The 12,974-nt window shown below is 48.5% G+C and carries 9 protein-coding genes; 4 read left to right on the plus strand and 5 right to left on the minus strand.

The genetic code is table 11. The features are described 5' to 3' along the window. The first annotated feature begins 89 nt into the window (after window positions 1–89). From dinB to KD145_RS14555, 4 genes are read left to right on the plus strand one after another with little or no spacing between them, the layout of a single operon-like run. A complete protein-coding gene (gene dinB / locus KD145_RS14540; RefSeq protein ID WP_212006568.1) occupies window positions 90–1,301 on the plus strand; it encodes a DNA polymerase IV in 1,212 nt (403 codons plus the stop codon). A gap of 4 nt (window positions 1,302–1,305) precedes the next feature. After that, entirely contained in the window at window positions 1,306–4,263 is a 2,958-nt protein-coding gene (locus KD145_RS14545; RefSeq protein WP_212006569.1) for a DNA polymerase III subunit alpha, read from the plus strand. 40 nt (window positions 4,264–4,303) lie between these two features. Continuing rightward, complete coding sequence (locus KD145_RS14550) at window positions 4,304–4,756, plus strand: antitoxin Xre-like helix-turn-helix domain-containing protein (RefSeq protein ID WP_212006570.1); 453 nt, start codon at window positions 4,304–4,306, stop codon at window positions 4,754–4,756. Window positions 4,757–4,771: 15 nt separating this feature from the next. Then, window positions 4,772–5,233 carry an RES family NAD+ phosphorylase gene (locus KD145_RS14555; RefSeq protein WP_212006571.1) on the plus strand — a complete coding sequence of 154 codons (462 nt, stop codon included), beginning with the start codon at window positions 4,772–4,774 and terminating at the stop codon, window positions 5,231–5,233. A gap of 71 nt (window positions 5,234–5,304) precedes the next feature. Here KD145_RS14555 and KD145_RS14560 read toward each other — a convergent pair whose 3' ends face one another. The 5 genes from KD145_RS14560 to KD145_RS14580 form a co-directional block, all read right to left on the minus strand. Next, entirely contained in the window at window positions 5,305–6,627 is a 1,323-nt protein-coding gene (locus tag KD145_RS14560; RefSeq protein WP_212006572.1) for an aspartate kinase, read from the minus strand. Between the two features lie 76 nt (window positions 6,628–6,703). Next, window positions 6,704–7,777 carry an Ldh family oxidoreductase gene (locus KD145_RS14565; RefSeq protein ID WP_212006573.1) on the minus strand — a complete coding sequence of 358 codons (1,074 nt, stop codon included), beginning with the start codon at window positions 7,775–7,777 and terminating at the stop codon, window positions 6,704–6,706. Window positions 7,778–7,783: 6 nt separating this feature from the next. Beyond that, window positions 7,784–8,098, minus strand: coding sequence for a DUF3467 domain-containing protein (locus KD145_RS14570; RefSeq protein ID WP_212006574.1), 315 nt, complete (start codon window positions 8,096–8,098; stop codon window positions 7,784–7,786). 87 nt (window positions 8,099–8,185) lie between these two features. Further along, on the minus strand, window positions 8,186–9,523 hold the full coding sequence (locus tag KD145_RS14575; RefSeq protein WP_212006575.1) for a SusD/RagB family nutrient-binding outer membrane lipoprotein: 1,338 nt from the start codon (window positions 9,521–9,523) through the stop codon (window positions 8,186–8,188). Between the two features lie 32 nt (window positions 9,524–9,555). After that, window positions 9,556–12,819: a SusC/RagA family TonB-linked outer membrane protein gene (locus KD145_RS14580; protein WP_212006576.1), complete on the minus strand. Its 3,264-nt coding sequence runs from the start codon at window positions 12,817–12,819 to the stop codon at window positions 9,556–9,558. Between the last annotated feature and the right edge of the window lie 155 nt (window positions 12,820–12,974).

The raw sequence follows: 12,974 nt of genomic DNA on the forward strand, positions 1-12,974 counted from the left end.
TTACGGCTGGCAGGCCCTGCTGATCACTGTCTATGCTGACCCTACGCCCGGCCTGCCATCCGCCTATCGCTTTGTTAAACAGGAATTATATGCTCACGTTACAACAGCGTGCTATCGCGCATTTTGATCTGGATTGTTTTTTTGTGTCGGTGGAATGCCAGCAGGATAGCCGGTTGAAAGGTAAACCCCTGTTAATAGGCGGCAGCAGCGACCGCGCCGTAGTAGCGGCCTGCAGTTACGAAGCACGCCGCTATGGCATCCACTCGGCCATGCCCATGAAAACAGCCCTGCGGCTCTGCCCTCACGCCATCGTCCGCAGCGGTGACATGGATCGCTACAGCGAAAAATCACGGGAAGTGACCAGCATCATTGCCGACAAAGCTCCTTTGTACGAAAAATCATCCATCGACGAGTTTTATCTCGACCTCTCCGGCATGGACAAATTTTTCGGCTCCCTCAAATGGACCACGGAACTGAGAAAAGCCATCATTAAAGAATCCGGACTGCCCATTTCCTTCGGCCTCGCATCTAACAAACTCGTCTCTAAAGTAGCCACCGATGAAGCCAAACCCAACGGGCAACTGGAAATACTGTTCGGCCATGAAAAAAATTTCCTCGCCCCCCTCTCCATCGAGAAAATACCCATGGTAGGCAAGGAAACCGCCGCACAACTCAGACGCCGCGGCGTGGAAACCGTCAAAACCCTGAGCGAGGTACCCATCTCCCTGCTGGAAGCCTGGATGGGGAAAAACGGCATCTCCCTCTGGAAAAAAGCCAACGGCATCGACGAATCCCCGGTAGTGCCCTACTATGAACAAAAATCCATCTCCACCGAAAGTACCTTCCCTGCAGATACCATCGACATGGAATTCCTCCATGCCGAACTGGTACGCATGACCGAAAAAATAGCATTTGAACTACGCCAGCAGAACAAACTGACCGGCTGCGTGACCCTCAAAATCCGGTACTCCGACTTTGAAACCGTCACCAAACAAATGTCTATCCCCTACTCCTGCTCCGATCATGTACTGCTTGAAAAAGTAAAAGACCTGTTTAAAAAACTGTATGACCGCCGCCTGCTGGTACGCCTTATCGGCGTACGGTTCAGCCATCTCGTGCAAGGCAACTACCAGATCAATCTCTTCGACGACAGCCAGGAAATGATCGCCCTTTATCAGGCTATCGACCATATCAAAAACCGCTTTGGCGCAGACCTGCTCATGAAAGGCACCAACGTGGCGCCTCCCGGCCAGCGGAAATATCCTGTGCAAAAAGATATCATGCCATACTACAAAGGATGACGCCATGTACCTGAACTGTAAAACATTTTTCAGCCTGCGCTATGGCACCATGCCTGCCAGCATGCTGGTCGAAAAAGCCGCGCAGCTGGGCATCACCACCCTGGCCCTCACTAATATCAACATCACCTCCGATGCCTGGGAGTTTGTGGAGCAATGCAGGCAACACCTGATCAAACCGGTGCTGGGCGTGGAATGCCATCAGCAAACCACTTTCCGCTATATACTCCTGGCCCGCAACCAGGAAGGCTGGTACCAGATCAACCTGTTTCTTTCCGAATACCTGCATAGCGGCCACCCATTCCCCGACCGGGCACCGGCCCTACCCGGCACCTACGCCATCTATACCTGGGGCAGCCTTGCACCGGAGATACTCCTCCCACATGAACTGCTGGGTATTAAACCCCGTGATATCAATAAACTGTTCCGCGTGGACACCCTCAGCATCCGCCACAAACTGGTGGTCATGCATCCTGTCACCTTTCAGGACAATGAACACTTTGAACTGCACCGGATACTGCGCGCCATCGATCAGAACATCCTGATTTCCCAGCTGGAGCCCCATACCACCGGCACTATCCACGACCAGTTCATTCATCCTGCCAAAATGGTGGAGCATTTTGAGCAATACCCGCATATTGTGGAAAACACCCTTAGTATCCTGGAAACCTGCACGGTAGATATGGAAATGAACGTTCCCCGCAACCGGAAATATTTTCTCGGCAGCGTGGAAGAAGACCGGCAAAAACTGCGGGAGCTGGCCTATGAAGGCATGGAATACCGCTACGGCAAAGACAATCCGGAATCGGCACGCCGCATAGAGCGTGAGCTGAAAATCATTGCCCAGCTGGAGTTTGAAGCATACTTTCTTATCTCCTGGGATATTATCCGCTACGCACAGGAACGGGGTTTCTTTTACGTAGGACGCGGCAGTGGCGCCAACTCCATCGTAGCCTACTGCCTGAAAATAACAGATGTAGACCCAATAGAACTGGACCTGTTTTTTGAACGTTTCCTGAATCCTTACCGCACTTCACCACCAGACTTTGACATCGATTTTTCCTGGCGTGACCGCGACGAGATCATTCAGTATGTTTTTGATAAATATGGCCGGGAATATACTGCGTTGCTGGGCACTGTCACCACTTTCCAGACCAATGCCATCGTCCGGGAGATGGGTAAGGTGTATGGGCTTCCCAAAAAAGAAATCGATAAGATCCTGGAGAACGGTTTCAACATACAACTGAATGAAGACAATATCCAGCGCAAAATCCTGCATTTCAGCAAACTGATGGACCAGGAAAAATCCTTTCCCAACCATCTCAGCATACATGCCGGCGGTATTCTTATCAGCGACGAACCTATTCATCATTACTGTACTACCTACCTGCCGCCCAAAGGCTTCAGTACTGCACAACTGGACATGTGGCAGGCCGAACGCATCGGGCTGTATAAGTTCGATATCCTCAGTCAGCGCGGCCTGGGGCATATCCGCGATGCCATTGATCTTATCCGGGAAAACAAACAGGTAGACATCGACATTCACAATGTAAAAGCCTTTACCATCGATACCAAAGTGCGGGAAAATCTGAAAAAGGTGAATACGATCGGTTGTTTTTATATTGAATCCCCTGCCATGCGGCAGCTGCTGCAGAAACTGGAATGCGACAACTATCTGGCGCTGGTAGCTGCCAGCTCTATCATCCGGCCGGGAGTAGCCCAGTCAGGCATGATGAAACAATATATTCAAAGCTATCGCAATCCCGCTTCCGTTACTTATCTGCACCCTATTATTGAGGACTTGCTCAAGGAAACCTTTGGTATTATGGTGTATCAGGAAGATGTGATCAAAGTGGCCCACCAGTACGCCAATATGGAACTGGCCGATGCAGATACGCTGCGGCGGGCCATGGCAGGGAAATACAGGGGGACCAAAGAGTTTGAGCAGATCCAGGAAAGATTTTTTGCCAACTGCGCCAGACTGGGACGGCCTTATGAAGTGTCGGTGGAAGTGTGGCGGCAGATTGCCAGTTTTGCCAACTTCTCCTTCTCTAAAGCCCATTCCGCCAGCTTCGCCGTAGAGAGTTACCAAAGCCTGTATCTGAAAACCTACTTCCCCGCAGAGTTTATGGTGGCCGTTATCAATAACTTCGGCGGCTTCTATAACCGGGAACTGTATTTCCAGGAGTTGAAAAAAACCGGTATCCGGCTACATCCGCCCTGTATCAACAACAGCGACTATTCTACCAATATCAAAGGGGAAGATGTGTATGTAGGCTTTATTCATATAGAAGGGCTGGAACAGGCGCTGGCAGAACGGATACTGGAAGAACGCCGGCAATACGGGCCATACCTGCATCTGGAGGATTTCTGTGCCAGAATAGCCCCTGGTGCAGAACAGCTGGAGCTGCTGATCCGCATCGGCTGTTTCCATTTCACCGGACATACCAAAAAACAGCTGTTGTGGAAAAGCAGTTTGCTGGTGCGTCAGAAAGATACCAGTACCTCCTCTCATACCATGTCACTCTTCAGCCCGGCGCCGGTCAACTGTGAACTACCGGAACTGGCCTACCATATGCACGAAGATGCCTTCGATGAAATTGATCTGCTGGGATTCCCGCTAATATCACCTTTTGAGGTGCTATCGCATGATCAGTCTGCGTATATCCCTGCCCGTAGTTTCAACAAATACATCCATCTGCCGGTTACTACCCTGGGTTATCTGGTTACCACCAAGTTTATGCGCACATCCAGAGGTGAGCCGATGTGTTTTGGCACTTTCCTCGACCGGGAAGGTCATTTTATTGATACGGTACATTTTCCGGACAGCCTGCGGCAATATCCTTTTCAGAAGGGTGGTTTTTATATCCTGCAGGGGAAGGTAGTTGCTGAATACAGCGTTATCACACTGGAAATCAGTCAGATGCGAAAGATCGGATATTTCGAGGATAAAAAATTCCGATAACCCGACAAAATGTTGTATTTTTGTGTCAAATGTCGGCATCATGAAACATGCTAAAAAATACCATGTGCAGGAGAATGCATTAATGATCGTGGAAGAACCAGGAGCGGCCTATGTTCCCGGTAGTGGTTATTTTGATTTTATTCAGCTTTCCCGCAGTGGCGTGCTGAAAAGAGCCTTACTAAACCTGAGCCGCCAGCTTTCTTTTTCACTGGCTGAGCTGGCACAGGTGCTGCATATCTCAGAAAGGACCTTACAACGGTATGCAGATGACGCCAAACTTTCTGCTGACACCTCCGAACGCGCCATTCTCCTCTCCCAGCTTTACCAAAGAGGCACCGAGGTTTTCGGTAATCTGGAAAACTTCAAGGAATGGATGCGTACCCCACTCCCAGCCTTCAACTATCAACTTCCTATCTCGCTCCTCGACACCACTTTCGGTTTTCAGCTCATACAGGATGAGCTGGGGCGTATAGAACACGGAATTTTTGCATAATATCAACCTTCATCCATGGAAGTATACAGGATCAGTAAGTGCGCTTACATCAATGATCTTACTGGTACAGGTGCGCGGTTATACGGCGGCCGGTGGAACAGCCCGGGGCATGCGATCGTATACACCGCTGGCAGCAGAGCGCTGTCTGCACTGGAAGTACTGGTACATATCCCGCTGAAAAACATCGTACAGGATTTCTGCATTGCCACTATCCACATTCCCGACGATATTGCCATCAGAATCATTACCAAACAGGACCTGCCTTCAGGCTGGCAATCACTCGCTCCATTCCCGGAACTACAATGTATCGGCGACGAATGGGTAGACACTGCGCGTTATGCCGTCCTCAAAATACCTTCTGTGGTGATTGCAGAAGAATTTAACTACCTCATCAATCCGCTGCATCCCGATGCAGCTAATATCTCCATTATCACCACCCAGCCGTTTGTATTTGATCAGCGGCTGAGAAAAGTATAAAACATTCATACATAAAGAGAGCGGCTGTATCCAACAGGTACAGCCGCTCTCTTTTTATTTTTTCTACCGGACTACTCCAGGCCAAACAGCCCTTTATTAAGTGCCTGCAGGGTTTTATCCTTATACTGGCCATTAACCAGGATAGAAATATTGTGTCTGCTACCGCCGTAGGAGATCATCCGTAACGGTGTGCCTTCCAGTGCATCAAACAGTTTGGTGATGATAGAAGGAGTAGCTGCCACTTCATTACCTACGATAGAAACGATGGTCTGGTGGTGATCCAGTTCCACGGTGCCGAACGGCTGCAGTTCCTTCAGGATCTGATCGAGGTTCACCTGACTATCGATGGTGAGTGATACCGCCACTTCAGAAGTGGTGATCATATCGATTGGTGTGCGATATTTTTCGAATACTTCAAATATTTTCCGGAGGAAACCGTATGCCAGCAGCATGCGGCTGGATTTGATCTTGATAGCGATGATACCATCTTTTGCAGCGATGGCTTTTACCCCGTTACCATTAGGCAGTTCAGTAATGATGGTGCCTTTGGCGTCTGGCTGCATAGTGTTGAGCAGCTTCACCGGGATATTAAAGTGCTGGGCAGGCCAGATAGAAGCCGGGTGGAGGATTTTAGCGCCAAAATAGGCCAGCTCTGCAGCTTCATCGAAGGACAACTGATCGATGGGGAAAGTTTTTTTCACCACACGCGGATCGTTGTTATGCATACCGTCAATGTCTGTCCAGATCTGTATTTCAGAAGCCTGGATAGCAGCTCCGATCAGGGAAGCAGAATAATCACTGCCACCGCGTTTCAGGTTATCCACTTCTCCTTTGGCATTGCGGCAGATATATCCCTGGGTAATGAAGATGTGCTGACCTTTATGCTGGCTGATCAGGTTACCCAATTTGATTTTGATTTTAGGGATTTCCGGTTCTTCGTATTCATCGATGCTCATGAAATCGAGTGCTGGCAGCAGTACGGCAGGGATGCCGGCTTCTTCCAGATATGCACAGAACAGGCGGGTAGACAGCAGCTCACCCTGGGCGAGGATATCTTTGTTCAATGCTTCATTGAAGGATATCTTCAGTATGATATTCAGAAATTCAAAGTGTTCATCTACGATGGCTTTAGCTTTGGCGCGGCCATCGTCCTGCTTCACCAGTTCTTCGCAAAAGGTCCTGTAGTGGCTTTCCAGCTTATCTATCTGCTGCTTCGCCTGTGTTTTTTTGCCTTCTGACAATGACTGGCTGATTTCCACAAGTGAGTTTGTGGTGCCTGACAAGGCAGACAGTACCACAATTTTCTGATCGTCATCTTCGGTGATCAGTTGTGCTACTGAATGCATGCGCTCTGGTTTTCCCACGGAGGTTCCACCAAATTTTAACACTTTCATCTGCGTATAATTGTTTTTGTCTGCAACGGGAATAGTTTAAAGCTGCTCCCGGGCGGTTTATATGAATGATTGAGAATTAAAAATTCAATTTGAATTTAGCCGCTACTTCCTGCATATCTTTTACCACCGGTGCCAGTACCGGTATTCCGTTTTGCAGCCGGTGCTGTTGCATTTCCCTTTCGGGATCACCGGGGATGAGCACCTGTTTGCCTTCTACCGGCACGGCGGCGCGGAAGCGGCTGATCCAGGTGTCCATATGCGTTTTGAATTCTTCCGCAGGACGGAAAGCATCTACGCGCATGGCTCCGAAGAAATGTCCCAGGCCTTCTCCTACAGGATCGGGCGCCAGCGGGAGGAAACTCACAAATGGCGGTGCCCAGGGTCCGTAATTGGCGCCTGAAAGGACGGCCGAAAATATATCAACTATTGCTCCCAAACAATACCCTTTATGACTTCCGTGGTCACGGTCGCCTCCCAGTGGCAGCAATGCGCCGCCATCCTTGAGTTCATGCGGGTTGGTGCTGGGATTTCCTTCTTTGTCCTGAATCCATCCATAGGGCGCTTCCAGGTTCTTACGCTGTAATATTTCCAGTTTACCATTAGCAGCAGTGGTAGTGGCAAAATCGGCCACGAAAGCCGGCTGTTCCTTTGCAGGGATGGCCACTGCGATAGGATTGGTGCCCAGCATCCGCTCTTTGGCGAAAGTAGGGGCTACCAGCGGGCTGGCATTGGTCATGGCCATACCGATCATATCGTGGTCCAATGCTTTCATGGCATGATATCCTGCTATACCGAAGTGGTTGGAGTTTTTCACACTCACCCAGCCGGTACCGGCGGCGGCAGCTTTCTTTATGGCGACCTCCATTGCGTAGGGTGCTACTACCAGGCCAAGGCCTGCATCACCATCTACTACGGCAGTACTGGGGGTTTCATGTACAATACGGATATTCGGACGGGCATTGATGCGTTTGGCTTCCCATAAACGTATGTAACCAGACAAACGTGCCACCCCATGAGAATCGATGCCTCTAAGATCGGCTGCTACCAGCACTTCGCTGGCAAGCATAGCATGTTCCTGAGAGCAACCCATACGAATAAAAACTTCACGGGTAAACTCCGTCAGATGATGATAAGAATAAATATGTTCCATGGTACTTTACGCTTGAGCAGTGGGACCTCCAAAATTCATGGGCATTGAAACCGGCTCCTGGTCCTGGATTGCACCATGAACAGATTCATATTTTTTGATATTATCCTGCAAAGCTTTCATGAAGCGTTTGGCATGCTGAGGGGTAAGAATGATGCGGGACTTGACTTTAGCCTTGGGCAGGCCGGGCATCACGTTAACAAAATCCACTACAAATTCGGCGTTGGAATGGGTGATTATAGCAAGGTTGGCGTATTGCCCTTCTGCAATCTCTTCATTTAACTCGATGTTAAGCTGATTCTGCTCTTCGTGCTGATTTTCCATATTTGTATGATTTAGCCCTACAAAAATAGAAAAAGAGGGCTCAAATAAGCCCTCTTTTTTTATTTCGTTATTTAAACAGGTAAAATCTTATTGATCCCACCAAACTCTGGAGGTCAGAGTGATGCCAGTAGGCACATTTTCCTTATTGTAAGACAGTTCTGTTTGCGGATAAGGTAAACGTCTGGGGATTTCCTGTCCGGCATTTTTGGAAACAAGCGCCGGAATACCGGTACGGCGCCAGTCTGCAAAGGATTCTGATTGCAGATACATAGCGTAATATTTCTGGGTCATGATCAGGGCAAGCCTTGCGTCATCTGTGGTAGCAGCATCAAAGCTTACTCCTATCCGGGTAAGGTAATCACCTATATCAGCACCTACTTTATCGAAAGAACCCTTGATGGCAGCCTCATAATAACTTTTGGCCTGCGCTACATGTCCCAGTCTGGCATGAGCTTCCGCCAGGATAAAGTTTACTTCATAGCTGGTGATGTATAAAACCGGTGAGCTGATCTGATCATAGAAACCACCGGGCAGATATTTGTCAATACGGGGGTCTGACAGGGCTCCCATCTGAACAAACATATCAGAAGCACCATAGCTGGCATATCCGTCACGCTGTGAATTAAACTGATACAGTGGATTGGCCCTTTTTTCATCATTGAGGAAATTTAACTGCGCATCATCTTTGCCAGCGCTGATAAGGCCACCAGCGGCACCTGCTGCGTCCACCACTTTCTGTGCGGCGTTAGGGTCCCTTTTGGTTTGATGGATCAGTATTCTCAGACGGATGGAGTTAGCGAATTTTATCCAGGAAGCTGCACTGCCGCCATACATCAGGTCACTGCCGCCGGGTAATGTGCCGGCTGCGCTGTTAGGTGTATTCAGATCTTTTATCGCATCAGTGAGCAGCTGATCTATTGTTTTATAGATATCCTGCTGTTTGTCGTACTTGGACTTAAACTGGAAAGACAGTCCTTTGAATGCATCACTGTAAGGAATATCTCCCCATACATCAGTACTCGCACACAGGGTATATGCAGTCAGCACTTTGCTGATCCCGGCAAAGTGCGGATACTTTTTTTCTTCTGCTACTTTCCTCAGTTCCACGAAGTTGTTCATAGCATTCTGGTAAATCGTTCCCCAGGGATTAGTGAAGTTATCTGCTACCAGGAGATATTTCTGATAGGCTGCAAACTGTCTGTCAGCACCATCTACCTGATTGGTGAGAATACCGGTTACCAGGGAAAAATCGGCACCGCCCAATACATAGGCCAGTGCTACCTGGGAACCTGAGAGCACAGCCCCAGGAGGTGCACTCACAGGACGGTCCGGGTCTGTATTAACATCGAGGTACTTTTTGCAACCGCTGGACATAACTAAAATCATTGTGCCCAAAGCGATGGATAATATATGTAAGCGTCTCATGATCGTTTCTTTTTTTATGGGTAAAATGACAACTAGAAATCGAATTTCAGGCTGAAACCATAGGTTTTGGTACCAGGGTTGTTAAAATAGTCAAACCCTTGTGCTTCCTGCGTTCCGAACAAACTTGTTTCCGGGTCTACGCCGGTGTATTTGGTATGCAGCCAAAGATTTCTGGCGATAGCGGTTACAGTAACGGCATCGAATAAACGTTTGTTCTTAAACAGTTTTTTTCCGTCAATACGATATCCCAGGGACACCTCACGCAAGCGGATCCAGCTCGCATCCTGGATAAAGGGTTCGTTTACTGTAAAACCACTTCCTACACCCGTGTAGTAGTCGGCATTAATATCTCCTTTTAGGTCATTTTTTTCTCCTTTGGTTACCAGCTGGCCGTTATCATCCAGGTGGCCTTTTACGCCGTCAAATACTTTCTGAGTTCCTCTTTCCAGTGTATTGGCGCTTACTCCGAAGTTGGTCATGGCACCCCAGGTACCGTTCCAGATATCAAATTTCTGTTTGGTTTCAAACAACACATAGAGGGAGATGCCTTTGTAGGTAAAGGTGTTACCTACGGATCCGGACCATTTGGGGTTTACATCACCGAGGTACTGCAGTGGGTCATATACGATGGGCAGGCCATAAGCTCCGTCACCGGGAGCGCCCTTATCATTGATCACCAAACGGCCCTGTGCATCTTTCAAATAGCCGGTACCGTAGAGAGAGCCATATTGTTTACCCACAATAGCAGAAACGAATATGCCGGTAAAACCGTTGAAATCGAAACGATCGATACCATCGGCTAATTTGAGCACCTTATTACGGTTCTGGAAATAGGTGAAAGCCATATTCCAGTTGAAATTTTTTGTTTTAACCGGCTCCAGAGTCAGTGTTACCTCATGGCCTTGGTTCTGCATGGAAGCGGCATTCAGGTATACTTGTCCGTAACCGCTGCTGCTGGCAATAGTAACAGCATTCAGCAGGTTATTACTTTTTCCTCTGTAATAGGTATAATCAAGGCCGATACGGTTATCCAGGAAACGCAGTTCTGTTCCTATTTCCAGCTGATTGGTTTTTTCTGCTGTCAGGTTGGGATTGCCCAGTGTTCCGCTGGTCAGGAAACCTACACGACCACTGTATGGGAAGGTCACGCCATTTGTCCAGCCATCAGCCACACCGGCCTGCGTGTAATAAGTCTGGAGACTATAAGGGTTTAAGCCCCTACCCACGCTGGAATAAGCGAGGCGTACTTTACCATAGGTGAAAGCATTGCTTTTCAGGTTAAGCCCTTCTGAGAATATATAACCCAGACTGGCAGCCGGATAGAAGAAGAATTGGTTTTGGGTGGGCAAGGTACTGTTTCCTTCATACCTGCCTGTTAATTCCAGGAACAGGTAATTGCTGAACGCGACATTGGCTTTTCCATAAAAGGCCACGCGGCGCTGGCGTGTGTTGCCGACAGACAGGCTGTTGCTGGAAGTATTGGTAACACCCTGGAAATCGTTGGAGCTAAAGCCATCACCCTGGGTGTGCAGATATTTTGTTTTCAGGTCGTAAACGTTCTGGCCTACCAACAGAGAGTAATCAAATTTGCCGGCATGTTTGGTTAGGGTAGCAAACAGGTCGTTGTTGATAACGAGTGTGCTGAGCTGGTCTTCAAAGATTTGTCCGGATGGGAAACCAGCGGAGTTTTTGGAGTAAATCTGTTTACGATTGTCCATTGAATAATCACCACCGAACCTTTCTGTAATAGATAACCAGTCAAATGGTTTGTAGATGGCTCCTACGGTACCGAATACACGTTGTACATCATCACGGTAAGGGTTCATATTTACGGTCCAGTAAGGGTTATCGTATCCACCTCTTCCGCGGTAGCTTCTCTGGTTACCGGTGTTGTCCTGTAACATATAAGCCTTTGGATCTGTAGATCCGCTGGTACCACCAGAGTTATCGAAGGTTGGGGTGGTACGGAGCAGGCCCAGCATTACACCACTGGTGTTACTACCTTGCTGCGGGCGGCTACCACCGGAGTTAACATAGTTGAGAGAGGTGATAACATTAAATTTATCGTTGTATTTATAATCTGTAGAAAATGCGACAGTCGTTTTCTTGAAATTATTTTGGGGGATAATGGCTTCCTGGTTGAAGTGGGAAACAGACACACGATAACCCAGGTTGGCATTTCCGCCGGTCACGGCCAGGTTGTGTTGTACCCCTACTCCTGTCTGGAAGAATTTATACGGATCATATACGTTAGCTGCTTTCCCGCCTGGGTTGGAACTTTTACCTACCAGTCTGCCATTGGGGTCCCACAGATAACTTTTGTCACCATCAAATACCAGTGTGTCTATAGCCGGACCGTATGAATAGGATTTGGCAGCATTCCCAAAGCCGAGTGCAAAAAGGGTATCGGGTACAAAGTCAGGTCTGGCCAGGATTCCGTACATACCTTGTCCGTATTTGGTTTGTCTGTCAGGTAATTTGTTCACCTGGTCAAAATTCACGGTAACACCATAGGAAACATTGAAGGTCCTGCCATCGGCGGAGCGTTTTCCTTTTTTGGTGGTAATGATGATGGCACCGTTGGAGGCCTGGCTACCATATAATGCAGCAGCAGCGGGGCCTTTCAGGATAGTGATATTTTCAACATCATCCGGGTTGATGTCAACCATCCTGTTGGATTGCATTACACCTGCAGTACCGGAAGCGTCGCTGCTGGTATTTGTTTCGCTGTTATCTACCGGCAAACCGTCGATTACAAAGAGGGGCTGGTTACTGCCCAGAATGGTAGTAGCACCGCGCAACTGTACTCTCACCGCAGCTCCCGGGGTACCGGATGCCGTAATGATAGTAGCACCGGCTACTTTACCGGAAAGGGCAGAAAGAGGGTTAGAAGGAGCTGTTCTGGTTAATTCATCACCCTTTACATCCTGGGCGGAATAACCGATTGCTTTTTTCTCCTGGCGGATACCGAGGGCAGTGACTACCACTTCCTGTAAGGCTTTGGTATCTACCGGCAGAACGATTGATAAGGTTGGATTATCACCTACTGTTACTTCCCGGGTGAGGAAGCCCACACTTCTGACAATCAGCACTGCTTTTGAGTCTTTAACAGTCAGACTGAAATGCCCCTGCTTGTCTGTGGTGGTCCCGGTGGAAGTACCTTTGATTTGTATGGTAGCCATTAATACAGGGCTTCCGTCGCTGCCCTTAACGGTACCTGCAACCTGGCGTTCCTGTGCATGGACCAGACTTACAATTGCCATAGGCATGGCAAAAAGGAGTAATACCTTTTTCATAAAAAAGATTCAGATTTGGTTGAAAAAGAAAGAGGACGTCTGTCCTACGTTTATATACTGGCATCATATCCTGGTATACGCAGTCACAGCTGCATATACCACTATCGGTGTCATACGCTAAAACTCAGGCATCTGATTAACTTTGCTTAAGGTGT

It is taken from the genome of Chitinophaga sp. HK235 (assembly GCF_018255755.1).
Taxonomy (GTDB): Bacteria; Bacteroidota; Bacteroidia; order Chitinophagales; family Chitinophagaceae; genus Chitinophaga.

Coding starts and splice junctions, on each gene's coding strand:
- dinB (WP_212006568.1), top strand. CDS start 90: ATGCTCACGTTACAACAGCGTGCTATCGCGCATTTTGATCTGGATTGT.
- KD145_RS14545 (WP_212006569.1), top strand. CDS start 1,306: ATGTACCTGAACTGTAAAACATTTTTCAGCCTGCGCTATGGCACCATG.
- KD145_RS14550 (WP_212006570.1), top strand. CDS start 4,304: ATGAAACATGCTAAAAAATACCATGTGCAGGAGAATGCATTAATGATC.
- KD145_RS14555 (WP_212006571.1), top strand. CDS start 4,772: ATGGAAGTATACAGGATCAGTAAGTGCGCTTACATCAATGATCTTACT.
- KD145_RS14560 (WP_212006572.1), bottom strand. CDS start 6,627: ATGAAAGTGTTAAAATTTGGTGGAACCTCCGTGGGAAAACCAGAGCGC.
- KD145_RS14565 (WP_212006573.1), bottom strand. CDS start 7,777: ATGGAACATATTTATTCTTATCATCATCTGACGGAGTTTACCCGTGAA.
- KD145_RS14570 (WP_212006574.1), bottom strand. CDS start 8,098: ATGGAAAATCAGCACGAAGAGCAGAATCAGCTTAACATCGAGTTAAAT.
- KD145_RS14575 (WP_212006575.1), bottom strand. CDS start 9,523: ATGAGACGCTTACATATATTATCCATCGCTTTGGGCACAATGATTTTA.
- KD145_RS14580 (WP_212006576.1), bottom strand. CDS start 12,819: ATGAAAAAGGTATTACTCCTTTTTGCCATGCCTATGGCAATTGTAAGT.